This is a genomic window from Curtobacterium sp. ABR8, from assembly GCF_057812125.1.
In genome coordinates this window covers 3459816-3485686 of the sequence record NZ_CM173818.1, presented here as the reverse complement: position 1 = coordinate 3485686, position 25871 = coordinate 3459816, and the positions used below count along the sequence as shown (strand labels likewise).

The following is a 25871-nucleotide window of genomic DNA, read 5'->3' as shown; positions in this document are numbered from 1 at the left end:
CGGCGGGTCGTGCCGGTGCGACCTGCCTAGCGGGTCTTGGCGCCGCGGCCCGAGAAGCGGACGTAGATGATCAGCACGATGATGGCGCCGATGATCGAGCCGATGATGCCGGCGGGCTGGAAGAAGCCGTCCATCGGGTCGTGCTGGAAGATCAGGAAGCCGAGGAACCCGCCCACGAACGAGCCGATGATGCCCAGCAGGATGGTCATGGGGATCGAGATGTTCTGCTTGCCGGGGACGACGAGCCGGGCGATGGCGCCGGCGATGAGTCCGACGATGATCAAGCTGATGATGAGACCGAGCACGGTTTCCTCCTCGTGGGTGCGGTTGCCGCGGCATGGTTGCCGGAGTCAGGGCCGACGACCAACGCAACACCCACCCACCTGCACGCGCTCTCGGTTTCAGTCGAGGGAGCGTCGCAACCAGCGCTCGACACCCTCGACGTGCGACACCACCAGGGCCTGCACGAGCTGCGGATCGCGCCGTCGGATGGCGTCCACGATCGCGGCGTGCTCGTCGAGGGTGCGCTGCACGGAGCCGTTCTGCGTCAGCCCGCGCCAGACCCGCACCCGCACGGTCTTGCTCGACAGGGCGTCGAGCAGCCCGGACAGGTACTGGTTGCCGCCGATGCCCGCGATGGTCGAGTGGAACAGCAGGTCGTGGGCCACCAGGTCCTCGACGCCGGTGTCCTCGCCGACGGACTGCATCAGGGTCGCGAGCTCGTCGATCTGCTGCTCCGAGGCCCGCGCCGTCGCCAGGACGGCGGACGCGGGCTCGAGGATGCGTCGGACCTCGAGCAGGTCGACGAGGGACCGGTCGTGGTGCATGTCGACGACGAACGACACGGCCTCGAGCAGCACACCCGGTTCGAGCGACGTCACGTAGGTGCCGTCGCCGCGTCGGACGTCGAGCACGCGGATGAGTTCGAGGGCCTTCACCGCTTCGCGCAGGCTGTTCCGGGACAGGCCGAGCGACTCGCTCAGTTCCTTCTCGGGCGGGAGGCGCTGCCCGGGTTGGAGCTCACCGCTCACGATCATCTGCTGGATGCGTGCGATCGCATCGTCGGTCAGCGACGCCACGTCACCACCTCCTGATCCCGGCCCGCTCGCGGACGCGAGCCGACAGGTCGACGATAGCCGGGCCTCCCGGTCGTCACGGCCCGACCATCAGGCGGGCCGCAGCCGGAGGGCCTGCATCCCGCCGTCGACGGCCAGGTCGACGCCCGTCGTCGACCGGGCGAGCGGGCTCGTCAGGTACGCGACCGCCTCGGCGACCTCCTCCGCCTGCACGAGCCGACCGTGCGGCTGCCGGGCCTCGAGGGCAGCACGCTCCGCGGCCGGGTCACCTGCCGTCGACAGCAACCGCGCCACCCATGGGGTGTCGGCGGTCCCCGGGTTCACGGCGTTGACGCGGATGCCCTCGCGGATGTGGTCGGCTGCCATGGCGCGGGTCAGGGCGGCGATCGCGCCCTTCGTCGCCGAGTAGAGCGCCCGCTGGGGCAGCCCCGCGGTCGCGGCGATGGAGCAGGTGTTCACGATGCTCGCGTTGCCCGACGCCCGCAGGTGGGGGAGCGCGGCCCGCGACAGCCGGACGGCACCGAGGACGTTGACCTCGTACACGCGGCGCCACTCGTCGTCGGGGTTGTCCTCGACCGTGCCCTGCGCACCGATGCCGGCGTTGTTCACCAGGACGTCGAGGCCGCCGAGCTGCTCGACGGCGGTGGCGACGGCGGTGCGGACGGAGGCGTCGTCGCCGACGTCGCACGTGACGGAGACGAACCCCTCGGCGGTGGACGGCTGGAGGTCGAGGACGGCGACCGCCGCGCCGCGGTCCCGCAGCGCGACGGCGATCGCGGCGCCGATGCCGGACGCGCCCCCGGTGACGATCGCCCGGACGCCGTCGTGGCTGCCGGCGGTGCCGGTGCTGCCGGTGCTGCCGGTTGGGTCTGCCATCAGGCTGCCCCGACCGTCTGGCGCTGCGAGCCGAGCCCGTCGGCGGTGAGCTCGACGACGTCGCCGGGCTGCAGGTAGGGCGCGTGACCGGCCAGTGCGACGCCCGCCGGGGTGCCCGTGCTGATGACGTCGCCGGGGTACAGCACCATGAACTGCGACAGGTACCGGACGATCTCGACGGGCCGGAAGATCATGTCGGCGGTGGTGCCGTCCTGCCGGACCTCGCCGTTGACGGTCAGCCGGAGCGCGAGTGCCGCGGGGTCGAGGCCGGCGGCCTCGAGCGACCCGGGCGTCACCAGCCACGGGCCGAGCGGGTTGAAGGTCTCGCAGGACTTCCCCTTGTCCCACTGCCCGCCGCGTTCCAGCTGGAACTCGCGCTCGGACACGTCGTTCGCGATGGCGTAGCCGGCGATCGACGCCTCGGCCGCTGCATCGGACTCGCAGTACCGGGCGGTGCGGCCGATGACGATCGCGAGCTCGATCTCCCAGTCGGTCTTCGTGCTGTTCCTGGGGATCAGGACCTCGTCGTCGGGGCCGATCACCGTCATCGGGTCCTTCATGAACACGATCGGTTCCGTGGGGATGTCGGCGCCGGTCTCGGCAGCGTGGTCGCGGTAGTTCAGGCCGATGCAGACGACCTTGCCGGGCCGGGCGATCGGTGCACCGCGCCGCATGCCGTCGACCCGGTCTCGGTCGATGCTCGTCAGGTCGCCGGCGCTGCGTGCGTGGTCGACGCGGCCGACCGGGTCCGAGGCCAGGAAGGCCCCGTTGACGTCACTGGTGATGGAGCGGAGGTCGAAGACCTCGCCGTCGGTGTCGATGGCCACGGGGATCTCGCTCCCCGCCGGGCCGAGTCGTGCGAACTGCATCGTTCCTCGCTCTCCGGCTGCGCCAGTGCAGCCGGAGACATCCTATGTCTGTGGACGCCCCCGGACAAGGTAGACGCGTTCCGCGGTACCGCTGAGGACGGCTTCGTGCTCGGTCGTCGACAGGTCGGCGAGTGCCGACGTCGTCCGCTGCGCGACGTCGGCGTACCCTGTCGCCAGGGTCGACACCGGCCAGTCCGAGCCGAACATCGACCGTTCGGGACCGAACTGCTCGACGACCCCGCGGACGTACCGGTCGACGGGGCGGTCGCGCCAGTCCGGGCCGGCCTCGGTGAACAGGCCGGAGACCTTGCACGTGACGTTCGGGCGCGCTGCGAAGTCGGTCAGCCGGCCCCGCCAGGCCGGGTCGCCGGTGTCGATCGACGGCTTGCCCGCGTGGTCCAGGACGAACGACGCCTCGGGGACGGCATCGATCAGGGTCAGTGCTGCGGCGTGCTCGCGCGCACGGACGAGGACGTCGAACACTAGGCCGGCGGCGGCGAGTGCGTGGACCCCGCGGACGACGTCGGGGCGGGCGAGCCAGTCCGCGTCGGGTTCGTCCTGTGCCTGGTGCCGGATCCCCACCAGGCGCTCGCCGCCGGGCAGTGCTCGAACGGCGGCGATCCGGTCGGTCACGTCCGGCGCGGTCAGGTCCACCCAGCCGACGACGCCTGCGACGGGTCCGGGTTGCTCGAGCAGCCAGGCGGTCTCGCCGGGGTCGTGCACGGCCTGCACGACGATCGTCCGCGTCACGCCCGTGCCCTGCGTCGCCGCGCGGAGGTCGTCCACGTCGAACCGCCGCCGGATCGGGGCGACGGAGTCGTCCATCCAGGGGTACGGCCGGTCGGCGGGGTCCCAGAGGTGGTGGTGAGCGTCGATGATCACCCGCTCATGATGCCCCATTCATCCGATGTCCGCCCGGTGCTGCTCGGCGCGCTTGGCGCGAAAGCGACAGATCCCGTCCCGTCGCACGGTCGGTGCCGCCAGCGCGACGGTCTGCCGCCGATGTTCGGCCGAGATCTGTCGCTTTCGCGGAAGCGACAGATCGCGGGCTCGAGCGCCCGCAGCTCAGACGGCGCCGGAGGCCTCGAGCTCGGCGCGCAGCTCGGCGTCGGACGGCTCGACGAAGTGCTTGCCGTTCGGCAGCACCACGACGGGGATGTTCTTCCGCCCGCTGATCGCCTCGGCACGGTCGGCCGCCGACAGGTCCTGCTCGACGTCGACGTACTCGTAGTCGACGCCGAGGGTGTCGAGCAGCGCCTTCGACCGGCGGCAGTCGCGGCACCAGTCCGCGCCGAACATCGTCACCTTGTCGAACGCTTCGGTCGTGGTTGCATCGCTCATGCCCAGAGAGTACGTCGGCGGGCCCCCGCGCATTCCCTACGATTGACGCATGCCGCCAGGACCCGACCCCGAGACGCGATCCTGGGCGTCGGCGGCCGTCCGACGCTTCGCCGCGGTGACGAACCTGCTCGTGGCGGCTCGCCGGTTCCGCATCGTCGGCGGCGACCCCCGCGACGCCGCGGCGCTGCACGAGCTGCTCACCGGACTCGGCGCACGCCCGGCCGCGGAGCACGAACCGATCGACCAGCTGTGGTGCCTCGGTTCCCCCGAGGACTCCACCCCCGTCATCGAGCGCGAGGCCGACCGTCCCCGCGGCGCCACGCTCATCGTGATCGACGCCGGCCGCCACCTGCCCGCCGTCGACGAGGACGCCTTCGGTCCCGTCGTCACCGCACGCCCAGGGGTGCTCGGCGTCCCGATGCTCTCCGACGACGTCTTCCTGGTCTCCACCGGCCGCGACCCCGAGGACGACCCGGCCGCCGACGCCCGCCTGCGCTGGGCACGACGCTCGATGCCCGTCTCGCGTGCGGTCGCCGCGGAACTCCGCGACGGCGGACTGCTCCGTGGCACCCGCATCGGCGTCGCGATGTTCCTCGAGCCGAAGACGGCGGTGCTGAGCCTGTTGCTGCGGGACGCCGGGGCAGAGGTCGTCGTCTACGCGCACGCCGACGAGACCGACGACGCCGTGGCCGCGTCGCTCCGGGCAGCGGGTCTGACGGTGTACGCGAGCAGCACCGCCTCAGTGCCGGAGCAGAAGGCGCTCGCCCTCGCGATGCTCGACACCCGACCGCACATCCTGCTCGACGACGGTTCGCACGTCATCCGGCTCGCCCACCAGGAACGACTGGACCTGCTGCCGACGATGCTCGGCGCGGCCGAGGAGACCACGAGCGGCCTCCGACCCCTGCGCGTGATGGCGTCGCGGGGCGAGCTCGGCATCCCCGTGGTCGCCGTCAACGACGCCCGCACCAAGACGTTCTTCGACAACCGGTACGGCACCGGGCAGTCGACGGTGTTCGCGGTGCTCGACCTGGTCGACGGGCTCGCGTCCGGCACGCACCGGGTGATCCCGGGAGGCGCGGCGGTCGTCGCCGGGTTCGGGCACGTCGGCGAAGGGGTCGCGTTGGTGCTGTCCGCCCTCGGGTTCCGGGTCACGGTCGCCGAGACGGATCCCGTGCGCGCCCTGCAGGCGCTGTTCGCCGGCCACGCCGTCGCGCCGCTCGCCGAGGCCGTGCAGGACGCCGACCTCGTGCTGAGCGCCACCGGGGTCGCCGACACCATCGACCTGCGGGTGCTGCGCTCGTGTGCGGACGGGGTGGTCGTCGCCGTCGCGGGCGGGGTCGACCACGAGGTCGCGCTGGCCGACGCGGTGGCGGCCGGTGCGACCCGACAGCAAGTGGGCCCGAAGGCCGAGCGCCTCGTGTTCCCCGATGCCGACGGCGGGCCCATCGTGCTCGACCGCGGCGGGTGCATCAACATCACGGCGGCCGAGGGCAACCCGATCGAGATCATGGACCTGTCCTTCGCGGCGCAGCTCGGGGCGGTCCGCATGCTGCTCGAGCGGGGCGACGAGTTGGCGCGAGCCGTCGTGCCCATCGATCCCGCGGTCGACGACGCGACTGCCCGCGTGGCGCTCGACGCGTTCGGGATTCGACCCGTTCCTCCCGTCCGCCTTGCCGAACACCCGGCGGACCGCGAGCCGGACGTCTGGACGCGCCGTTTCGGAGACCCCGCATGAGTGCCACGTCCCCGCGTGCCGACCACTCGGTCGTCGTGCACTCGGCACGTGTCGTCGTGCCGATGACCGCGCCCCCGATCGCCGACGGCGCGGTCGCCGTGCAGGACGGCCGCATCCTGCACGTCGGCGACCGGTCCTGGGTCGTCGACCAGCTCGCCGGTTCCGGCACGACGTTCACCGAACGGCAGTGGCGCGGAGCCCTCCTGCCGGGCCTCGTCAACGCGCACTCGCACCTGCAGTACACCGGCATGGCCAGTGTCGGCCGTGGACAGTACGCCGGTTTCGAGGACTGGGCGGCCGCGTTCAACCAGGACTACGCCGAGCCGCACGACTGGCGGGCCGAAGCCGCTGCGGGCGCGGCGGCGTCGATCCGCGCCGGCGTCACGAGCATCGCGGACATCGTCACCGACATCGAGGCGTCCACCGCGCTCGAGGACGCCGGCCTCGGCGGCATCGCCTACTGGGAGGTGATGGACTGGGAGAACGACGCCTGGCAGTCGCACGGCCGCGACCAGGTGCTCGACGAACTCGCCCGGATCCCGACCACCCCCGGGGCCGGCCTGTCACCGCACGCGCCCTACTCGCTCGAGGTCGCGCCCCTGCTCGAACTCCCCGACATCGTCCGGCAGCGCGGACTCCGACTGCACCTGCACCTCGGCGAAGCGGCCTTCGAGGGGGAGCGCGTCGCCCTCGGACCCGTCCCCGGACTCGACGGTGTCGACGGCGTCGGCCACGGCAACGACTGGCACCTGGCCAACGTGCCCTCGTTCCGGGCGCTGCGGGCCCTCGGGTTCGGGGCGAGCGCCACCGCGTTCGTCGACCGACTCGGCGTGCTCGGCCCGGACTGCCACATCGCGCACGGCGTCTACATGACCGCCGCCGACCGGGCGCTCCTCCGCGCCCGTGGCACCGCCGTCGCACTGTGCCCGCGGTCGAACGCCGTCATCGGCCTCGACCCGCCGCCCGTCGCCGACTACCTGCGCGAGGGCAGCCCGATCGCCATCGGCACCGACTCGTTGTCGTCGTCCCCGTCTCTCGACCTGATGGCCGACGTCACCGCCCTGCACCGGATCGCCCGCGCCCAGGGCTACGGGCACCGCGACCTGCACGAGCGGCTCCTGGCGGCGGCGACGCTCGGCGGTGCGCACGCCATGGGGCTCGCCGTCGGACCGGACCGCATCGGCCACCTCGCCGTGGGCGCCCGCGCCGACCTGGCCGTCTTCGACGTCGACGCCCGGACCGTGCCCGACGCACTCGCCGAGCTCGTCGAGGACGGCGCCGGGCGCGCAGCCGCCACCGTCATCCGTGGGGTCGTCCGCGCCGTCGACGGAGCGCTGACCGGCGTGCCCACGTCGTCGCCCGACCGCCCCGCCCGCCCTGTCATCCCTGTGGAGGAATCATGACCGAGACCGCACCCCGCCCCGGCATGGCCGCCCGTCGCACCGTCGACGGCGAACTGATCGAGTGGCTCGACGTGCCGAAGCGCGCCATCGCCCTCGGCATGGAGCCGCACCCCGAGGGCGGTTGGTACGTCCGTACCTGGACCTCGCCGGCCACGGTGACGACGCCCGCGGGGGACCGTCCAGCCGCCACCCTGATCCACTTCCTGCTGCCCCCGGGCGAGGCCTCGGCCTGGCACCGGGTCTCGAGCGACGAGATCTGGATGTGGCACGGGCCCGACACCGTCGAGCTCGAACTCGGCGGCTCCGGTGATGCTCCCGAGCCCGGCGCGCGGATCACCCTCGGGCCCGACGCCGGTCGCGACCGGGTGAACGACGCGCAGGCGTTCGTGCGCGGTGGCGTGTGGCAGCGGACGATCCCGAACGACGGCGAGGTGCTGCTGAGCTGCCTCGTGTCGCCGGGCTTCTCGTTCGAGGACTTCACGATGGCCGACGAGGCCGAGTAGTACCGCGACACCGTTTCGCGTTGGTATCCCACCGCGAAGTACACTTCGACCTGCCCCCACCCCCTCGCACGAAGGCCCGACCGTGACCCGATCCCTCCGCCTCACCCTCGCCGTCGCAACAGCCGCGGTCGCCGCCCTCGCCCTGACGTCGTGCTCCGCCGGCAGCGGCAGCAACGACGACGGCACCGTCACCGACGGCAAGCTGACGATCGCCACCGGTGAGCCGGCGTACTCGCCGTGGATCGAGGACAACAAGCCGGAGTCCGGCAAGGGCTTCGAGTCCGCCGTGGCCTACGCGGTCGCGAAGGAGATGGGCTACAGCAAGTCCGACGTCGTCTGGAAGCGCAGCACCTTCGACAGCGCGATCGCCCCGGGCCCGAAGGACTGGGACCTCAACGTCCAGCAGTTCTCCATCGACGCCAAGCGCAAGAAGGCCGTCGACATGTCGAGCGCGTACTACACGACCACGCAGGCCGTGGTGACGACCAGCACCTCGAAGGCCGTCGACGACACGAGCATCGCCGCCCTCAAGCAGGACGCGATCGGGGTCGCCACCGGGTCCACGTCGATCGCGAGCGTGAAGAGCGTGCTCGGGATCACCCCGCAGGTCTTCAACTCGAACGACGACGCCGTCCTGGCGCTCAAGTCCGGCCAGATCGACGCGATCGTCACCGACCTGCCGACGGCGTTCTACATGGCCGCGGCGCAGCTCGACGACGGCACGGTGTCGGCGCAGTTCCCGTCCGACGGCAAGGGTGACCAGTTCGGCTTCGTCCTGCCGAAGGACTCGGAGCTCACGAGCAAGGTCGACAAGGCGCTCGCGACGCTCGAGGACGACGGCACGCTCGAGGACCTGCAGACCAAGTGGCTCTCCTCGGAGACCAACACCCCGGTCCTGAAGTAACCGCATGACCGTGCCAGCAGGCGCCGGGACCCCGGTCGCCGCAGCCGCGCCGAGCCAGGTCGAGGCCGAGCGGCGGCTCTACCGCCGGCAGCGCGGACGCCGGTCGATCGTGGTGTCGGTGGTGTCGACGCTCGTGGTGATCGCGATCGCCTACTTCGGCGTCGTGAACACCCCGGGCTGGGCAGCGGTCCAGCAGTCGTTCTTCGATCCGCAGACCGCGATCGACACGTTCCCGGACATCCTGCTGGGCCTCTGGCTGAACGTCCGCATCCTGTTCTTCAGTGCCATCGGCGTCGCGGTGTTCGGCACCCTGCTCGCGGTGGTGCGGGGCCTGCGGAACCCGGTGTTCTTCCCGCTGCGGATGCTGGCGACCGGCTACACGGACCTGTTCCGCGGCCTGCCGCTCATCATCGTGCTGTACCTGGTCGGCTACGGGATCCCCGGGCTCGGGGTGTTCCCGCGGCTGCCCGCCGAGGTCTGGGGCACCATCGCGATCGTCCTGACGTACTCGTCGTACATCGCCGAGGTCCTGCGTGCCGGCATGGAGGCCGTGCACCCGTCGCAGCGTCTCGCCGCCCGGTCGCTCGGACTGTCGCACGCGAAGACCCTGCGGCTCGTGGTGCTGCCGCAGGCGATCCGCAAGGTCACACCGGCGCTGATGAACGACTTCGTGTCGATGCAGAAGGACGTCGGCCTGGTCTCGATCCTCGGCGCCGTCGACGCGGTCCGGTCGGCGCAGATCGCCCAGGCGGAGACCTACAACTTCACGCCGTACTTCGTCGCGGGACTGCTGTTCGTGGTGATCAGCCTGCCGCTGATCCGCGTCACGGACGCGATCGCGCGCCGCCAGCAGCGGCGCGAGCAGATCGGAGGGACCGTATGAGCGAGGTCGGCCAGGAGGCCCGTGGTGCGTCGGGCGCGGACGCTGCGGTCCTCGAACTGCGTGGGGTGCGCAAGGCCTTCGGCGAGCACGAGGTCCTGCGCGGCATCGACCTGACGCTGCACCGCCACGAGGTCATCTGCGTCATCGGGGCGTCCGGCTCGGGCAAGTCGACCCTGCTCAAGACGGTGAACCTGCTCGAGGGCATCGACGACGGCGAGATCCTGCTGCAGGGGACCGACATCGCCGATCCCCGTATCGCCGTCGACGGCGTCCGTGCACGGATCGGCGTGGTGTTCCAGCAGTTCAACCTGTTCCCGCACATGCGCGTGCTCGACAACGTGACGCTCGCCTCGCGGCAGGTGCACGGCGTCGGCCGGGCCGAGGCGGAGGCGACCGCGCGTCGGCTGCTCGAGCGCATCGGGCTTGCGGAGTTCGCCGACGCCTACCCGGACCGGCTCTCCGGCGGCCAGCAGCAGCGTGTGGCCATCGTCCGGGCGATCGCGTCCGACCCCGAGCTCCTGCTGCTCGACGAGGTCACGAGCGCCCTCGACCCCCAGCTCGTCGGCGAGGTGCTCGACCTGGTCACCGAACTGAAGCGGCAGGGCTCGACGATCCTGATGACAACGCACGAGATGCACTTCGCACGGAACGTCGCCGACCGGATCGTGTTCCTGCACCGGGGAGAGGTCGTCGAGCAGGGTGTCCCCGCCGAGGTCCTCGACGCACCGCAGCACCCGGCGCTGGTCGAGTTCCTCTCCCGCGTCCACGCCTAGGGCGTCAGCAGCACCTTCCCGACGACCTCGCCGTCGCGGACCTTCCGGTGCGCCTCCTCGACCTCGGCCAGGGGCAGGACGGTGTCGATGACCGGTCGGACGCTGCCGTCGGCGACGAAGGGCCAGACGTGCTCGCGGAGGGCGGCGACGATGGCGGCCTTCTCGGCGAGCGGTCGGGCGCGCAGGGTCGTCCCGCTGATCGACGCCCGCTTCCGCATCAGGGCACCGAGGTCGAGTTCGGCGGTGCTGCCGCTGCCCGAGGCGATGACGGCGATGTGCCCGTTGGGCGCGAGGGCCTGCAGGTTCCGTGCCAGGTAGGCCGGCCCGACGACGTCGAGCACCACGTCGACTCCGACACCGTCCGTGAACGCCAGGACGCGTTCGACGAAGTCCTCGGAGCGGTGGTCGACGACCAGGTCGGCACCGAGGTCCCGCGACGCCTTGACCTTGCGGTCGCCGCCGCTCGTGGCGATCACCGTGGCACCGAGGGCCTTCGCCCACAGCACGGCGTGGGAGCCCATGCCGCCGGTGCCGCCGTGCACGAGCAGGGTCTGGCCGGGGCGGAGTCCGGCGAGCATGCCGATGTTCGAGTACACGGTGCAGGCGGCCTCGGGCAGGCCGGCAGCCTCGACCAGGTCGACCGAGTCGGGGACGGGCAACACCTGGGCTGCCGGTGCCACGACGAGCGACGCGTAGCCGCCGCCGGACAGCAGCGCGCACACGCGGTCACCGACGGCCACCGCGGTCACCCCGTCGCCGAGTGCCCGGACGGTGCCGGAGACCTCGAGCCCCAGGATCTCCGAAGCACCGGGCGGCGGCGGGTAGTTCCCCGCGCGCTGCTGCAGGTCGGCGTTGTTCACCCCGGCGGCGGCGACCTCGATGAGCACCTCGCCCGCGGCGGGCACCGGGTCGGGCAGGTCGGTCACGGACATGGTGGTGTCGTCGAACGTGATGGCGCGCATGCCCTCGACGGTACGCTGGCCGGCCGGTCATCCTGTGAGTGCCCCATGTACGCTCGATGACGGATCTGCACCTCATCCGGGGGAGTGCGGACCGATCGAGGGGGACTCTCCACCATGCCGAAGAACAAGTTCATCGCGCTCGCCACCGCCGGCCTCGCGCTCACCCTGCTCGCCGGTTGCTCGACCGGGCCGTCGAAGGCCGAGCAGTGCACCCAGTTCGAGAAGACGGTCAAGTCCGCCGCCGAGGGCGTGCAGTCCGAGGCCGCGAACCTGCAGTCCGACCCGGACGCCGCCGTCACGAAGCTCAAGGAGCTCGACGAGAAGATCTCCGACGGCGTCGACGACCTGTCCGACGACGACCTGCAGGACAAGGGCGAGGCGTTCGAGGACGCATACGGTGACCTCGTCGACCAGATCGAGGACATCGCTGACGACACGCAGTCGGCCGACGTCTCGGCGCTCACGAAGTCCAGCACCAAGGTGCAGGACGCCGGCAACGCCTTCCAGAAGGAGTGCAACTCCTGATGCGCCGAACCCTCACCGCGGTCACCACCGCGCTCGTCGCCGTGACGCTGCTGGCGGGCTGCTCCGGCGGATCGTCCGACGACGGTGCCTCGGCGGAGACGTCGAAGACGTCCGCACCGTCGAAGACCTCGGCCGCTGCGCCCGCGCAGACGAAGGCCGAGGCGTGCGCCCTGGTCGAGAACGAGCTCAAGTCGTTCATCGACGAGCAGACGTCGTCGTCGGCGCCGGCCGATCCCGCTGCGCGGGCGAAGCTCGTCGGTGAGTTCGCCGACCGCCTCGACGCTGCGCTGCCGAAGGTCACCAACGACGACGTCCACGACGCCTTCGAGGACTTCAGCGAGGACGCGGAGGGCTACGCTTCGGCGCTCACCTCCAGCGGTTCGAGCGACTCCGCCGAGGCGAAGGACGCCCAGACCGACGTGCAGTCCTCGCTGGACGAGGTCTCGGCGGTCTGCCCGAGCAACTAGTCGCAACACCACATCCCGACACGACGACGCCCCGCAGCTCCGACCGGAACCGCGGGGCGTCGTCGTGCCGGGGACGGCTCAGACGGCGGCCGGCTGCGATGCGTCGAGTCGCGCGACGTCCTCCGGCCGCAGCTTCACGGTCGGTGCGGTCAGCGAGTTGAGGATCGACTGCGGGCGCGACGCCCCGGGGATCGGGACGACCACGTCGCTCTTCTGCAGCTCCCACGCGAGCGCGATCACCTGCGGTGTGACGCCACGGTCCCGCGCGATGTACGCGAAGTCCTCGTAGGCGGTGCCGAGGTCCGCGGCGTTCGCGATGCCGCCGAGTGGGCTCCACGGCAGGAACGCGATCCCGAGCTCGTCGCAGAGCTCGAGTTCCGGCTCGCTCGACCGGAACTTCGGCGAGAACTGGTTCTGCACCGAGGCGAGCCGTCCGTCGAGGACCTCGTTCGCCGTCCGGATCTGCTCGGGGTCCGCGTTCGAGATGCCGGCCATCCGGATGACCCCCTCGTCGAGCAGCTCACCGAGTGCTCCGACGGACTCGGCGTACGGGACCGCGGGGTCCGGACGGTGGAACTGGTACAGGCCGATCGCCTCGACGCCGAGGCGCTTCGCCGACGCCTTCGCCGCCTGCTTCAGGTACTCCGGGTGGCCGTTCTGCGCCCATGCGCCGGCCTCCGGTCGCAGGTGTCCGCCCTTCGTGGCGATGAGGATGGACTCGGTGTCGCCGTGGAACTCCCGCACGGCCCGGGCGATGAGCTCCTCGTTGTGCCCCACCTCGTCGTGGGCGGCCAGGTGGTACGCGTCGGCGGTGTCGATGAGCGTGACACCGTTCTCGAGCGCGGCGTGGATGGTCGCGATGGACTGTCGTTCGTCGGGTCGTCCCTCGATCGACATGGGCATCCCGCCCAGACCGATGGCACTGACCGACACGTCTCCGATGACTCGTTGCTTCATACGCCCCAGCATGCGCCGGGGGCGCACGGTCACGCCCAGGGAGCGTCGCCCGTCCCCGGCTCAGCGCCGCGCCCAGCCCGGCGCGTGCTCCGGCAGCGGGCCGAACGCGATGCCCCGGGCGTAGAGGCCCCGCGACGGCCGTACGTACCGGGCGAGCAGCACGGGCAGCAGCGGTGGCCCGTTCCGCAGCTGCCCCGCGAACGCCCGCTCGAAGACGACGCGGTGCAGCACGGCCTGCGCTGACTGGACGACCACGGCCGGCGGCCTCCGACGGCGCTGCACCGCGGCCAGCGCAGGGTTCAGCGCCGTACCGCTCCGCCCGTGCCGGAGCGCCGGCACCAGGATCGCGGCGGTCGCCACGGCGTCCTGCACCGCCAGGTTGATCCCCACCCCACCCGCGGGTGACATCGCGTGGGCCGCGTCGCCGATGCACAGCAGACCCGGCCGCCACCACCGCCGCAACCGGTCCATCCGGACGTCGAGCACGTGCACGTCGTCCATCGACCCGATCGCGTCGACCCGGTCGGCGAAGTCCGGACGGAGCCGGGCCACCCGCGCCCGGAAGGCGCCGACGCCCTCGGCCCGCAGTGCAGCGTCCGAACCCTTCGGGGCGAAGTACGCGACCTGGTGGTAGTCGGGCCGCGGGAAGCTCAGCAGCACGTCCCGGTCCGAGAACGCGGGCGTCAGGGCGCTCGCCGCGTCGCCCGGACGCCGGGGCAGCCGGAACCACCAGGTGTCGAACGGCACCGGGAACGCCCGCGGAACGAAGCCCGCGGCCCGACGCAGGACGGAGTTCCGTCCGTCGCACGCGATCACGACGTCGGCGCGGAGTTCCTCGGCGTCCCCGCTCCCGTCGCGCCGGCGCAGGTGCACCCCGGTGACGACGCCGTTCTCCTCGATGAGTCCGGTCGCCGCGAGGCCCATCGCGATGTCGAACGACGGTTCCTGCCGGGCAGCGGTGACGAGCAGGTCGAGCAGGTCCCACTGCGGCACCATCGCCACGTGGTCGTACGGGGGCTCGAGCCGCGAGAAGTCGCCGAGCAGCAGCCGCGACCCGTCGGGCATCGGCAGGGAGAAGTCGTCGAGCCGAGACTGCGGCAGTGCCCGGAAGCGCTCGCCGAGGCCGAGCTCGTCGAGCAGCCGGATCGTCGAGGCGTGCACGGTGTCGCCCCGGAAGTCCCGGTTGAAGTCGTCGTGCTGCTCGATGACGCGCACGTCGATGCCGGCCCGTGCGAGCAGCAGTCCGAGGACGACCCCGGCGGGGCCGCCGCCGACCACCGCGACCGTCGTCCGCGACACCGTCACCATGCCCTGGACGCTACGCCGTGTCGGACGGGAGGCCCGGGGCCGTGTCCGCCACGGGCCTCCCGTCCGGCGCCCGGTCGCGTCGGCCCGCGCGACGCGACGCGGTGCGACATGGTCGACGTCGTACGACATCGACGATGTCGCCGCTGCGCGCGCGCAACTGGCGGCGGTCGCAACGAACGACGAACTCGTTGTCGTACGACCCCGATCGTGTCGTTCGGAGTCGGTCCGGCAGGACCAGCGCGGTGCGCGTCGGCGCTAGGCGCTCGCGGACACCGACGACGACGCGGTCTCGCCGTCGGCCGCGTTCGCGAAGACGACCCCGCCCCACGCGATCACGCCGATCGCGAGCACGAAGCCGATCGCGGCGATCCACCACGACGACTTCCGGCGGATCCAGGCGCCGATCGCCAGCACGATCGTGGCGACCCCGATCACGAACGCACCACCGACCGCGATGGCCGTGCCGCCGATGTAGCCGCCGGGGGTACACCCGGCCGAGGCGTCGCACGTCGCGGTCGCCGAGATGACGGCGATGATGCCGACGACAGCGGTGACGATCGTCATGACCGCACCGAAGGCCAGCAGCAGCACGGTCGAGATCCGGTCGGCGAGCTTCGCCGGCGGGAACAGCGTGGTGCCACCGCGCTCCCAGGCCGCGCGCTGCGGGTCCTGGGGGCCGGGCGAGGACTGCGGCGGACCGCCGGGGACGTTGGACCAGGTCATGGGAGCAGTCCTACCGCGCTTCCACGCCGAACGCCTGTGCGAGCCGCTGGATCTTCTGCGCCCGACCCAGGCGCGGCAGGTCGGATCCGTCCCGGATGACCTTGCCGCGGGCCTCGAAGTCGTCGAGGAAGTCCTGCGCCCAGGCGACGTCGGTCGGCGTGGGGGAGATGACCTCGTTGATGACGGGCAGCTGCTCGGTGTCCAGGCACAGCTTGCCGGTGAGCCCGAGCGACACCGCGACCTGGGACTGCTCGCGCAGGATCGGGTGCGACGACCCCACCGTCGGGCCGTCGATCGGGCCGGGCAGGTCGCCGACGCGCGACGCGACGACGAGCTTCGACCGCGGGTACGCCATCGCCAGGGTGTCGGCGCTCGTGCCGGTGTCGCGGCGGTAGTCGCCGGAGCCGAACGCCAGCCGGAACGCACCCTGCGCCCGCGCGATCGAGACGGACTCCTCGATGCCGAGCGCCGACTCGACCAGCGCGATCACCGGGGTCTGGCCGCCGAGCCGGTGCCACGTGTCGGTGACCTGGGCCGGGGACTCGGTCTTCGCGAGCATCACGCCCTGCAGCCCGGGCAGGCCGCGGAGCTCCTCGACGTCGTCGGCCCAGAAGTCGGTGGTGACGTCGTTGATCCGGACCCAGGCCTCGCCGCCTCCGGCCAGCCATGCGGCGACGCCCTGCCGTGCCGAGGGCTTGGCGGCGGGGTCGACGGCGTCCTCGATGTCCAGGATGATCTGGTCGGCGCGGGACCGCTGGGACTTCTCGAACCGGTCGGTCGCGGTACCGGAGACGAGCAGCCACGAGCGGGAGATCTCGGCGGGGACCGATCGACGCCGGTTCGGCGTGGGGGCGGACGGGGTGGTGCGGTCGTCGATGGCCATGCCCCGTTGGTACCACATCGGACGTGCCGGACGGCCGATCGGAGGTCTGTCGCGTCGGATCGGACGCCTGACGCCGTGTACCGGAAACCCCGAAACCTCGGTTCATTGCCAGAGAGGGCGCGCGTTCCCGCCTACAGTGTCGGATGTGTGGCGAGCGGACAGGGTGACCGACGGTGAGGACGACGTGAACGACGACGTCCCCGTCGAGGGTGCCCCCGCGCGCCCCGACGACGAGCGAGACGACCGCGATGAGCGAGACGACCGAGACGAGCAGCAGGACGTGGACGAGGACCGGACCGACGACGAACCGGACCGTACGCTCCGCCCGGAACTGCAGCTGACCAGCCCGCAGGCGATCAGCCTCGGCGACCCCCGGCTGCAGGCGGGCAACGCGGCGGAACCGACGTGGGACGGCTGGCGCGGCCAGCTCACCGGCGTCGGCGGCACGAGCCCGCTCACCCACTTCAGCGACCACCCCCGCGCCCGCATCGAGCTGTCGACGACGCACCCGGGCGGCCTCGCCCAGTTCATCACCGGCAAGACCACCCTGCTGTCCAGCCTGATCCGCGACGAGGTGGCCCTCCGTGCTGCCCGTGTCGCCGCCGGCCAGGTCGAGGCGAAGGGCACCGAACTCGCGACGGTGCGCGGCATCGACGCCGTCAAGCTCGGCATCGGCATGGCCGACTGGAAGCACGGCGACGAGCAGTTCCGCGGCCCGGTGCTCCTGCGCCCGCTGGCGATCCGCCGCCACGGCCGTGACTTCGAGGTCCGGCTCCTCGGCGAGCCCGTGCTCAACCCGGGCCTCGCCGACGCCCTGCACGAACAGTTCGGCGTCATCCTCGACGCGCAGTCCTTCGTGGCGCTCGCGCAGCAGGACGGCTCGTTCACCCCGAACCCCGTCATCGACCGACTGCGCGGCCTGACCGCGCACATCCCCGGCTTCTCGGTGCACGCCCGGCTCGTGGTCTCCACGTTCGCCGAGGTCGCGACCGGCATGGTCGAGGACACCGGCGACCTGTCCCACCCGGTGCTCGACGCCCTCGCCGGCAACCCGAGCGCCAAGTGGCAGGTCGAGCAGTCCTACCACCCGGTCGAGCAGACCCCGTCGGACGAGCGCAGCCCGGAGACCGACACCCTGCTGCTCGACGCCGACGACGAGCAGGAGAACGTGATCGCGCAGATCGCGGCCGGCAACTCCATCGTCGTGAAGACCCTGCCCGGCACCGGCGGCACCCAGACGATCGTGAACGCCCTGGGTGGCCTGGTCGCCGCGAACAAGCGCGTCCTCGTGGTGAGCCCGCGCCGTGCGACCCTGCGGGGCATCGCGGCCCGCTTCGGCGAGGTGCAGCTGCCCGGCGTCGCGGTCACGCCGTCGACCCTGCGCCGCGACGTCGTCCGTGCCATCGCCCGGAACGAGAAGGCCGCACGTCCGAACCTCCGCGAGGTCGACGACGCCCTGGTCCGGCTCCGCAAGGTCCTGAAGGACTACCGCGGTTCGCTCACCCGCAAGGACGCCGACTTCGGCGTCTCGGTGCTCGACTGCTTGGTCGAGCTGTCGCGGCTGTCGCTCCTGCCCGTCCCACCGTCGACGACGGCGCGCCTGTCGAAGCAGTCCGTGGCGTCCATGGTCGAGGGGCGCTCGCGCGTCGCCGAGACGATGGTCAGCGCGGCCAACCTCGGCGAGTTCCGCTACGGCCCCGACGACTCGCCCTGGTACGGGGCGAAGTTCTCCACCAGCGACGGCGCCCAGCGCGCCCACCGCATCGCGAAGGACCTCGACTCCGAGGGGCTGCCGACGCTCCTCCGCCGTGCGCACGACCTCGTCGCCACGACGCACATGCGCCAGTTCACGACGATCAACGAGCTCGGCATCTACCTGCGCCTGCTCACCGAGATCCGTGACACCCTCGACCGCTTCCTGCCGGTGGTCTTCGACCGCTCGGTGTCGGAGCTCGTCGCCGCCACGGCCCCGCGTGGCGAGGGCGCCCCGATGTCCTCGACGAACCGTCGTCGCCTGAAGAAGCTCGCTCGCGAGTACGTCCGACCCGGCGTGCACGTCTCCGACCTGCACGAGGCCCTAACCCGGGTGCAGCAGCAGCGCGTGCTCTGGCAGCGCTACGTCGCCGCCGGCGTGAACCCCGAGGTGCCCACGGGCATCGCGGACGTGCAGGTGCTGTTCTCGAACGTCGCCGAGGACCTCGCGCGCCTCGACGAGCCGCTCGGCCGGACCGAGCGCGACCGTCAGCTCGCGAACACCCCGGTCGACCAGCTCGTCCCCACCATCGCCGAGCTCGCCGCCGAGTCCGACGTCCTGCACAACCTGCAGGAGCGCACCGAGCTCATGCAGACCCTGCGCGACCTGCAGCTCGAGCCGCTCATCACCGACCTGGCGAACCGGCACGTGCCGGACCTGCAGGTGCCGGCCGAGCTCGAGCTCGCCTGGTGGCAGTCCGCGCTCGAGACCATGCTCGAGTCCGACCGGGCCCTGCTCGGCGCGAACACCGACATGCTCGACCGGGTCGAGGCGGACTTCCGCCTCGTCGACGACGCCCACGCGGCCGGGGTCTCCCAGGGCCTCGCGTGGCAGCTCGCCGAGAACTGGAAGGTCGGACTCGTCGACTGGCCGGAAGAGGCCACGGCGCTGAAGACCCAGCTGCGCGAGGGTGCGATCACCTCGCGGCTGCTCCAGGACTCCGCACCGCACCTGTCCCGGTCCATCGCGCCCGTGTGGCTCGCGAGCCCGTACGAGGTGTCGCAGATCGCCGACACGATGCCGTTCGACACCGTGATCCTGGTCGACGCCGGGGCCGTGACGATCGCCGAGACCGTCGGAGCCGTCCGTCGTGCGCGCCAGACCGTCGTCTTCGGTGACCCGGTCACGCAGACGCCGTCGCCGTTCCGCATCGCCGTCGACCCCGAGCACCGTGCGCTGCAGGTCGACGAGGGCACCCTCGACGCCTTCCACGCCGACTCCGCCCTGGCGAAGCTCTCCACCCTCCTGCCGACCCTCTCGCTCTCGCGGTCGTACCGTGCCGGCGGCGAGGACCTGGCCGAGCTCGTGAACCGTCGCTTCTACGGCGGCAAGATCGAGTCGCTCCCGTGGGCCGGGTCGTTCCTCGGCCACGGCTCGATCGCGCTCGACTACGTCAGCGACGGCAAGGCCGTGCCGGACCCCGAGTCCGGCGCCGTCGAGAGCGTCGACGCCGAGGTGGACCGCGTGGTCCGACTCGTCATCGACCACGCCCGAACCCGCCCGAGCGAGTCGCTCATGGTCATCACCGCGTCGGCGAAGCACGCCGTGCGCGTCGAGCAGGCCGTGCTGACCGCGGCGCAGGGGCACAAGGACCTGACCGAGTTCGTCATCGGCGACCGCGCCGAGCCGTTCATCGTGGCGACGCTCGAGCAGTCGGTGGCGCAGAGCCGCGACCGCGTCGTGTTCTCCATCGGCTACGGCCGCACCCCGCACGGCCGCGTCCTGCGCGACTTCGGTCCGCTCGGCAAGCCCGGCGGCGAGCGGCTGCTCGCGGTCGCGATGACCCGTGCGCGCCGCTCGATGGTGATCGTCACCTGCTTCCAGCCGTCCGACATCGAGGCCGAGCGCATGGGCCACGGCACCGTCGCCCTCGCCGAGATCCTGGCCGAGGTGCGTGCGCGCACCACCGCCGAGTACGTGCCGGACGACTCCGACCCGCTGCTCGTGGACCTGGCCCGCCGCCTCGAGATGCGCGGCATCCCGGTGGCGCTCGGACACCGCGGCAAGCTCGGCCTGGTGGCCGCGCACGGCGGGGTCTGCGTCACGATCGAGACTGACGCGTCGCTCGTCAAGGGCTCGCTGCGTGAGTCCCTGCGCCTGCGCCCCGAGGTACTGCGCCGACTCGGCTGGCACTACGTGCGGGTGCACGCGTTCCAGCTGTTCTCCGACCCGGACCGCGTCGCGAACACCGTCGCCGCGGTGCTCGGTGTCGACCGCGGTGCGACGCAGGAGATCTCGATCCCACCGATCCCCGCCCGCCGATGACTGACCGGCCGAGTCGGCGGGCCTCCCGGCCCGCCGGTCCGGTCACGCCGGAGACGGACCAGCTGGTGGGCACGTGGACGCGAGCCGACGACGCGTCGTCGGCCGCGCCTCCCGGTCCAGCAGCGTCGACCGGACGCGAGACGGACGATCTGTCGGGAGGCCCGGTGCGGCGCCGCAGACGCGTCACCACCCAGGCGGTGCCGGGCTACGACCCGGCACCGCCGCCGGAACCGGCGCGACACCGCGACGGGGAGAACGACGACCAGCTCCGGCGCGACGTCCCGCCCCACTGGTAGCAGGTAGCCTGGCCTGCGATGACTGACACCGTACGGCAGCGCCCCGACTGGCAGACCTGGCCCAACCTGATCTCGCTGGTCCGGCTGCTGCTGATCCCGGTGTTCGTGTGGCTCGTCGTCGCCGGACACCCGGGCTGGGCGCTCGTCGTACTCGTCGTCATCGGGGTGAGTGACTGGGCGGACGGCTTCATCGCCCGCAAGTTCGACCAGGGCTCGAAGCTCGGCAAGGCGATCGACCCCGTCGCCGACCGACTCGCCATCATCGCGATCGTGCTGTCGCTCGTGCTGACCGGACTGCTGCCGTGGTGGGTCGTCGCCGTCGTGGTGCTCGTCGACCTGGTGCTCGTCGTGCTGTCGAGCGTGCTGTTCCGTGGCAACCCGGACCTCGACGTCACGTGGACGGGCAAGATCCGTTCCGCACTGCTGTTCATGGGCCTGCCGGTGCTGCTCTTCTCGGCCGTGCACGCCGTCGACGAGAACGCGCCGTGGGTGCGGGTCGTCGCACTGGTCTTCGTCTACCTCGGCACCGTAGGGCACGTCCTGGCGGGCATCCAGTACGCCGTGGCGATGTTCGCCAAGCGCCGCCGCGTCACCGCCTGACGGTCGCCCGCCCCGAACGGAACCTGGTTCCGGACACAGCACCGCGGATCTCCGTGGTGTCGTGCCCGGAACCTGGTTCCGGTGCGCTGCTAGAGCTTCGTGGAGCCGCCAATGCCGGGGCCCTCGGGCGCGGTGCTCGGAGCGACGTGCGCACCTGAACCCGTGCTCGTCGGCTCGCCGTTCTGGGAGCGGAGCAGGTCGCGGATCTCGAGCAGCACCTCGACGTCGGTCGGGGGGACGTCCTGCGGGGTCTGCTGCTCGTCGTTCTTGACGCGCTCGAACGCCACCTTCTTCAGGTGGTTCACGGGTACGACGAGGGCGAAGTAGACGACCGCGGCGACGATGACGAAGTTCAGTGCGGCGCCGATGATCGCGCCGAAGAGGATCGACGCGTGGCCGCCGGACACCGTCGGGATCTTCCAGACCAGTGCCTCGTCGAGGCTCGACGCGTTGAACACCGCGCCGATGAGCGGGTTGATCAGTGCGTTGACGATCGTGGTGACGATCGCGGTGAACGCAGCACCGATGACGACTGCGACGGCCAGGTCGATGACGTTGCCGCGGAGCAGGAACTCCTTGAAGCCCTTCATGCGAGGGTCTCCTTCCGGTCGAGGACAGTCGCCGGACGGCGACCCCATCAACCTATCGGCGAGGAGTCTTCGTGGTCAGGAGGCGCTGGGCTTCGGCGTGCTCGGCTTCGACTCGGTCTTGGCCGGGGTGGCCTTCGTCTCCGACTTCGCCGGCGTGCTCGACGAGCCCTCGGACTTCGGCGCCGGGCGGGAGTCGGTGCGGTAGAAGCCGCCGCCGTTGAACGTCACACCGACGGGGGAGAACACCTTGCGCAGGACACCGCCGCACACCGGGCACTCGGTCAGGGTGGCGTCGGAGAACGACTGCTTGATGTCGAACGCGTTGTCGCACTCGGTGCAACGGTACGAGTAGGTGGGCACGTCAGCTCCGGAACGTGATGATGCGCGACGGCGTGATGATGCCGTCCACGGGTTCGTCGTGGGGTTCGCGCGGGACCTCGTCGAGGTACTCCGCGTCGAAGATCACAGCATAGACGGGCGGGCGCTTCGCCATGGACCCGAGGGTCTTGTCGTAGTAGCCGCGACCCCATCCCATCCGGACGCCGTCGTGCCCGACCGCAGCCGCGGGGGCGAGGATCGCGTCGACGTCGTTGATGGCGAGCGGGGACAGCACCTCGCCCACGACCTCCGGCATGCCGAAGATGCCCTCGGTCTCGCTCTCACCGTCGCCGACCGCCCAGTCGAGCAGGCCGTCCTCACGCGTGACCGGCAGGAGGACCCGGATGTCGTGCGCGAACGCCCAGTTCAGGAACGGGCGGACGTTCGGCTCGTCGGACGCCGACAGGTACAGCGCCAGCGAGGTGACCTGGCGCTCCTCGGCGAAGCGCTGCAGGGTGGCGGTGAGCGCCGCGCTGTCCGCGTCGCGTTCCGTCGTGGTCCGGGTGCGCCGCCGCTGCCGGAGTTCGGCTCGCAGGGCGCGCTTCTCGTTCCCGAGATCGGCGATCATGCGCAGGAGTCTACCGAGGGCACCCGTTGCGGCTTCCCGCCGGGAAACGCGCTGATGCCGTGTCCCCTGTAGCGATGACATGCCCCGGAAACCCGGATCGGATACGGTCTGGGGCATGGGCTTCCAGATTTCCAAGGCGGTGATCCCAGCGGCAGGGCTGGGCACTCGCTTCCTCCCCGCGACCAAGGCGATGCCGAAGGAGATGCTCCCCGTCGTCGACAAGCCAGCCATCCAGTACGTGGTGGAAGAGGCTGTCGGCGCAGGACTCACCGACGTCCTGATGATCACGGGCCGCAACAAGAACGCACTCGAGAACCACTTCGACCACGTGTCGGAGCTCGAGGAGACCCTCAAGAAGAAGGGTGACCACGAGAAGCTGCAGAAGGTCAACCAGTCGACGGACCTCGCCGACATGCACTACGTGCGTCAGGGCGACCCGCTCGGCCTCGGCCACGCGGTGCTCCGCGCGAAGATGCACGTCGGCCGCGAGCCGTTCGCCGTGCTCCTCGGCGACGACATCATCGACGCCCGCGACCCGCTGCTCAAGCGCATGATCGAGGTCCAGGGTGAGAAGAACGCCACGATCGTGGCGCTGCTCGAGGTCCCCGAGTCGCAGACCCACCTGTACGGCATCGCCACGGTCGAACCGACCGACACCGACGACGTCGTGAAGATCACCGGGCTCGTCGAGAAGCCCCCGCAGGGCGAGGCGCCCTCCAACCTGGCCATCATCGGCCGCTACGTCATCCGCCCCGAGGTCTTCGACGTCCTCGAGAAGCAGGAGCCCGGCAAGGGCGGCGAGATCCAGCTCACCGACGCGCTCATGAAGATGGCGAGCGCCGAGGAGTGGACCGGCGGCGTGTACGGCGTCGTGTTCCGTGGACGCCGGTACGACACCGGTGACAAACTCGACTACATCAAGGCGATCGTGCAGCTCGCCTCGGACCGCGATGACCTCGGCCCCGACCTCAAGTCGTGGCTGAAGGAGTTCAACGCGGGCGAATGAGTCGGCCATCCCGCCCGGGCCCGTGCACACGGACCCGGGCGGGACACCCCGTCCCGCACAGCGGCGGGATCCCGGAGGAACCAAGCGATGACGACGATCCCGACCCTGTCCCACGGGCGGGTCACCATCCGGCCCCTCCGGCTCCGTGACACGCGCGACCTCGACGTCGCACTCGCGTCGAACCGATCGTGGCTCCGCACCTGGGAGGCCACGAACCCCTCAGGACACGTCTCCACCGATGTCCGCGGCAGCATCCGCGCGCTCCAGGCCAACGCCCGCGCGGGACTCGGACTGCCGTTCGCGATGGAGCTCGACGGCCGGTTCGTCGGGCAGCTGAACGTCTCCGGCATCACCTACGGGTCGCTGGCGAGTGCCTCGATCGGGTACTGGGTCGTCGAGGACGCCGCCGGGCACAACGTGACCCCGATCTCGGTCGCCCTCGCCGTCGACCACTGCTTCCGGGCCGTCGGCGTGCACCGCATCGAGATCTGCATCCGCCCCGAGAACGCCCCGTCCCTGCGCGTCGTCGAGAAGCTCGGGTTCCGGTACGAAGGGCTGCGCCGCCGGTACATCCACATCAACGGCGACTGGCGCGACCACTTCTGCTTCGCGCTCGTCGCCGAAGAGGTCCGAGAGGGCGTCCTCGAGCGGTGGGTCCGTGGACAGGTGCCGCCCGGACTCGGCGCCGTACCGCTCGCCGCCCGTGACGAAGCGGCGCTGCCGATCACCACCACGCCCCGGCTGTAGATTCCGCCGCGACACGCGCAACACGCGTTCCGCAATCACGCGACGGGGATACCCCCGCCCCTACCGTGTTCGCATGGCAGGAATCGGCTCGTGGGGTGGCGGCATCGTCCTGCTCGTCGCGGCCGTCCTCTGGCTCGTCTACCTGATGCCGTCGTGGGCCGCCCGACGCCAGTACCTGGCCACCGAACGCAACGCGATCCGGCTGCAGCAGACCCTGCGGATCCTGGCGCAGACCGCCGAACTCCCCGACGAGGTCCGTGTCGAGATGAACGCGAAGTCCCTGGCCGAGGCGCAGCGTGTCGCCCGGTCCGAAGAGGCCAAGCGCACCGCCATCGTCCGCGCCCACGAAGCCGCGCGTCAGCGGGAGATCACCCGCCGGCTCGCCGAGCAGGCCCCGGTCCTCGAGCGTGCGTCGTCGGTGCCCGCCCTGACCGCGATGCGCATGCGCCGCTCCCGCCTCGGAGCCACCCTGTTCGGCACGCTCGGCGTCGTCGTCGCACTCGTCGTCTTCGTCGCGGCACCCGCCCTGTGGCTCGTCGGTGTCGCGGGACTCCTCGCCGCGGGCGGGTCCGCAGCGGTCCTCGCCCAGCTGCACCAGGTGGCGACGGCGCGGAAGACCCGTGTCGCGGCGGCCGAGGCGGGCGCGACCCGTGCCTCCCGGCCCACGACCACGTGGACGGACCCGGCGCCGCCGCTGACGACCGAGCAGTCCGCCGAAGCCGCGCAGGACCGCAGCTGGACCCCGAACCGGGTGCCGAAGCCGCTGTACGTGGAGCGTCCGACCGCCCCCGCTGCCACGCCGGAGTCGTCCGCCGAACTCGCCGCGCGGCTCAAGGAGCGCGTCGCCGAGGCCAAGGCCGAGGCGGACGCCGAAGCCGCAGCGATCCGTGCGGGGGAGTCCGATCCGTCGCTCGCCACCGTGTCCCGGATGCGTCCGGAGCTCGAAGAGGCGGCGGCGTCACTGTCGGCGCACGACCAGGGGCGTCTCGCCGAGCGGCTGGGGCTGCGTGCTCCCGCCGTTCCGGAGCTCGTCGCCGAGACGCCTGACGAGCCGACCACGCCCACGGGTCCGCCGAGCAAGTGGGCTGGCATGGGGGTCCTGGACGACGACACGTACCAGCAGGCCGACCTCGACGCGATCATGCGTCGGCGCCGCGCGGTCTGAGTCGCGGCTCGCCCGACTGGCCACGATTTCGGTTCGGCCGAACGGTGGTGCTAGTGTGGTCGAGCACTTGGGGCTATGGCGCAGTTGGTAGCGCGTCTCGTTCGCAATGAGAAGGTCAGGGGTTCGAATCCCCTTAGCTCCACCAAGGCAACACCGAAACGGCCCGGAACCAACAGGTTCCGGGCCGTTCTGCGTTCGGTGTGTTCCACAGGCTCGCGTCACTGTGTCGTCGTGCACAGTTCGCGGACAGGGGTGGTGTGTTGCTGAGCGCATCGTCCTAGACTCCCGGTGCGCCGACGGGGCGCGGGGAAC

General features: G+C 71.5%; 27 protein-coding genes and 1 tRNA gene. 14 read left to right on the top strand and 14 right to left on the bottom strand.

The features are described 5' to 3' along the window. Positions 1-26: 26 nt before the first annotated feature. The 6 genes from ACXKZB_RS16615 to ACXKZB_RS16590 all read right to left on the bottom strand — a co-directional run bounded on the left by ACXKZB_RS16615 (position 27) and on the right by ACXKZB_RS16590 (position 4162). Entirely contained in the window at positions 27-305 is a 279-nt protein-coding gene (locus tag ACXKZB_RS16615) for a GlsB/YeaQ/YmgE family stress response membrane protein (protein ID WP_488823891.1), read from the bottom strand. A gap of 96 nt (positions 306-401) precedes the next feature. Beyond that, positions 402-1079, bottom strand: coding sequence for a FadR/GntR family transcriptional regulator (locus tag ACXKZB_RS16610; RefSeq protein WP_111086323.1), 678 nt, complete (start codon positions 1077-1079; stop codon positions 402-404). Positions 1080-1166: 87 nt separating this feature from the next. Further along, positions 1167-1952, bottom strand: coding sequence for an SDR family NAD(P)-dependent oxidoreductase (locus ACXKZB_RS16605; protein WP_488823890.1), 786 nt, complete (start codon positions 1950-1952; stop codon positions 1167-1169). Further along, a complete protein-coding gene (locus ACXKZB_RS16600) occupies positions 1952-2821 on the bottom strand; it encodes a fumarylacetoacetate hydrolase family protein (RefSeq protein WP_488823889.1) in 870 nt (289 codons plus the stop codon). The genes ACXKZB_RS16605 and ACXKZB_RS16600 overlap by 1 nt, the downstream gene beginning before the upstream one ends. Before the next feature lie 42 nt (positions 2822-2863). After that, entirely contained in the window at positions 2864-3703 is an 840-nt protein-coding gene (locus ACXKZB_RS16595; RefSeq protein WP_488823888.1) for an amidohydrolase family protein, read from the bottom strand. Positions 3704-3886: 183 nt separating this feature from the next. Beyond that, positions 3887-4162, bottom strand: coding sequence for a glutaredoxin family protein (locus ACXKZB_RS16590; RefSeq protein ID WP_123312083.1), 276 nt, complete (start codon positions 4160-4162; stop codon positions 3887-3889). Positions 4163-4211: 49 nt separating this feature from the next. Here ACXKZB_RS16590 and ACXKZB_RS16585 point away from each other — a divergent pair, with 49 nt between their 5' ends. The 6 genes from ACXKZB_RS16585 (at position 4212) to ACXKZB_RS16560 (ending at position 10366) form a co-directional block, all read left to right on the top strand. After that, positions 4212-5900 (top strand): adenosylhomocysteinase, encoded by a 1689-nt coding sequence (locus tag ACXKZB_RS16585; RefSeq protein ID WP_488823887.1) that lies wholly within the window; start codon positions 4212-4214, stop codon positions 5898-5900. Then, positions 5897-7303 carry an amidohydrolase family protein gene (locus ACXKZB_RS16580; protein ID WP_488823886.1) on the top strand — a complete coding sequence of 469 codons (1407 nt, stop codon included), beginning with the start codon at positions 5897-5899 and terminating at the stop codon, positions 7301-7303. The genes ACXKZB_RS16585 and ACXKZB_RS16580 overlap by 4 nt, the downstream gene beginning before the upstream one ends. Continuing rightward, on the top strand, positions 7300-7806 hold the full coding sequence (locus ACXKZB_RS16575) for a cupin domain-containing protein (protein ID WP_228509890.1): 507 nt from the start codon (positions 7300-7302) through the stop codon (positions 7804-7806). Before ACXKZB_RS16580 ends, ACXKZB_RS16575 begins: the two co-directional genes overlap by 4 nt. A gap of 82 nt (positions 7807-7888) precedes the next feature. After that, on the top strand, positions 7889-8710 hold the full coding sequence (locus ACXKZB_RS16570; RefSeq protein ID WP_488823885.1) for an ABC transporter substrate-binding protein: 822 nt from the start codon (positions 7889-7891) through the stop codon (positions 8708-8710). Between the two features lie 4 nt (positions 8711-8714). Beyond that, on the top strand, positions 8715-9593 hold the full coding sequence (locus tag ACXKZB_RS16565; RefSeq protein ID WP_123293349.1) for an amino acid ABC transporter permease: 879 nt from the start codon (positions 8715-8717) through the stop codon (positions 9591-9593). Continuing rightward, entirely contained in the window at positions 9590-10366 is a 777-nt protein-coding gene (locus ACXKZB_RS16560; protein WP_488823884.1) for an amino acid ABC transporter ATP-binding protein, read from the top strand. Before ACXKZB_RS16565 ends, ACXKZB_RS16560 begins: the two co-directional genes overlap by 4 nt. Here the strand turns inward: ACXKZB_RS16560 and ACXKZB_RS16555 are convergent. Next, positions 10363-11328, bottom strand: a complete 966-nt coding sequence (locus ACXKZB_RS16555; protein WP_488823883.1) for an NAD(P)H-quinone oxidoreductase — start codon at positions 11326-11328, stop codon at positions 10363-10365. The two genes, ACXKZB_RS16560 and ACXKZB_RS16555, sit on opposite strands and share 4 nt — an antisense overlap. Positions 11329-11442: 114 nt before the next feature. Between ACXKZB_RS16555 and ACXKZB_RS16550 the strand changes: the two genes are divergently transcribed. Beyond that, positions 11443-11853, top strand: coding sequence for a hypothetical protein (locus ACXKZB_RS16550; RefSeq protein ID WP_488823882.1), 411 nt, complete (start codon positions 11443-11445; stop codon positions 11851-11853). Beyond that, positions 11853-12320 (top strand): hypothetical protein, encoded by a 468-nt coding sequence (locus tag ACXKZB_RS16545; protein WP_488823881.1) that lies wholly within the window; start codon positions 11853-11855, stop codon positions 12318-12320. The genes ACXKZB_RS16550 and ACXKZB_RS16545 overlap by 1 nt, the downstream gene beginning before the upstream one ends. A 78-nt stretch (positions 12321-12398) precedes the next feature. Here ACXKZB_RS16545 and ACXKZB_RS16540 read toward each other — a convergent pair whose 3' ends face one another. The 4 genes from ACXKZB_RS16540 to ACXKZB_RS16525 form a co-directional block, all read right to left on the bottom strand. After that, positions 12399-13277 carry an aldo/keto reductase gene (locus ACXKZB_RS16540; RefSeq protein WP_488823880.1) on the bottom strand — a complete coding sequence of 293 codons (879 nt, stop codon included), beginning with the start codon at positions 13275-13277 and terminating at the stop codon, positions 12399-12401. 60 nt (positions 13278-13337) lie between these two features. Then, positions 13338-14585 carry an FAD-dependent oxidoreductase gene (locus ACXKZB_RS16535; RefSeq protein WP_488823879.1) on the bottom strand — a complete coding sequence of 416 codons (1248 nt, stop codon included), beginning with the start codon at positions 14583-14585 and terminating at the stop codon, positions 13338-13340. 255 nt (positions 14586-14840) lie between these two features. Continuing rightward, complete coding sequence (locus ACXKZB_RS16530; RefSeq protein ID WP_340195550.1) at positions 14841-15308, bottom strand: DUF6264 family protein; 468 nt, start codon at positions 15306-15308, stop codon at positions 14841-14843. A gap of 10 nt (positions 15309-15318) precedes the next feature. Then, the gene (locus ACXKZB_RS16525) at positions 15319-16191 is read right to left on the bottom strand and encodes an HpcH/HpaI aldolase/citrate lyase family protein (RefSeq protein WP_111086303.1); all 873 of its coding nucleotides are present in this window, start codon (positions 16189-16191) and stop codon (positions 15319-15321) included. Between the two features lie 163 nt (positions 16192-16354). Between ACXKZB_RS16525 and ACXKZB_RS16520 the strand changes: the two genes are divergently transcribed. Then, positions 16355-20209, top strand: a complete 3855-nt coding sequence (locus ACXKZB_RS16520; protein WP_340195549.1) for an AAA family ATPase — start codon at positions 16355-16357, stop codon at positions 20207-20209. A 314-nt stretch (positions 20210-20523) separates the two neighbouring features. Then, positions 20524-21105 (top strand): CDP-alcohol phosphatidyltransferase family protein, encoded by a 582-nt coding sequence (locus ACXKZB_RS16515; RefSeq protein ID WP_488823878.1) that lies wholly within the window; start codon positions 20524-20526, stop codon positions 21103-21105. An 89-nt stretch (positions 21106-21194) separates the two neighbouring features. Here ACXKZB_RS16515 and mscL read toward each other — a convergent pair whose 3' ends face one another. The 3 genes from mscL to ACXKZB_RS16500 all read right to left on the bottom strand — a co-directional run bounded on the left by mscL (position 21195) and on the right by ACXKZB_RS16500 (position 22641). Beyond that, positions 21195-21695: a large conductance mechanosensitive channel protein MscL gene (gene mscL, locus ACXKZB_RS16510; RefSeq protein ID WP_488823877.1), complete on the bottom strand. Its 501-nt coding sequence runs from the start codon at positions 21693-21695 to the stop codon at positions 21195-21197. 75 nt (positions 21696-21770) lie between these two features. Beyond that, the gene (locus ACXKZB_RS16505) at positions 21771-22055 is read right to left on the bottom strand and encodes an FmdB family zinc ribbon protein (protein WP_123312113.1); all 285 of its coding nucleotides are present in this window, start codon (positions 22053-22055) and stop codon (positions 21771-21773) included. A 1-nt stretch (position 22056) separates the two neighbouring features. Next, positions 22057-22641, bottom strand: a complete 585-nt coding sequence (locus tag ACXKZB_RS16500) for a 5-formyltetrahydrofolate cyclo-ligase (protein ID WP_111086298.1) — start codon at positions 22639-22641, stop codon at positions 22057-22059. A gap of 115 nt (positions 22642-22756) precedes the next feature. Between ACXKZB_RS16500 and galU the strand changes: the two genes are divergently transcribed. From galU to ACXKZB_RS16480, 4 genes are all read left to right on the top strand, one after another. After that, complete coding sequence (gene galU, locus ACXKZB_RS16495) at positions 22757-23647, top strand: UTP--glucose-1-phosphate uridylyltransferase GalU (RefSeq protein WP_123312114.1); 891 nt, start codon at positions 22757-22759, stop codon at positions 23645-23647. A gap of 87 nt (positions 23648-23734) precedes the next feature. Then, the gene (locus ACXKZB_RS16490) at positions 23735-24394 is read left to right on the top strand and encodes a GNAT family N-acetyltransferase (protein WP_488823876.1); all 660 of its coding nucleotides are present in this window, start codon (positions 23735-23737) and stop codon (positions 24392-24394) included. Between the two features lie 73 nt (positions 24395-24467). Next, entirely contained in the window at positions 24468-25559 is a 1092-nt protein-coding gene (locus ACXKZB_RS16485) for a hypothetical protein (protein ID WP_488823875.1), read from the top strand. Positions 25560-25628: 69 nt separating this feature from the next. After that, positions 25629-25704 (top strand) — tRNA-Ala (locus ACXKZB_RS16480). Positions 25705-25871: the final 167 nt, after the last annotated feature.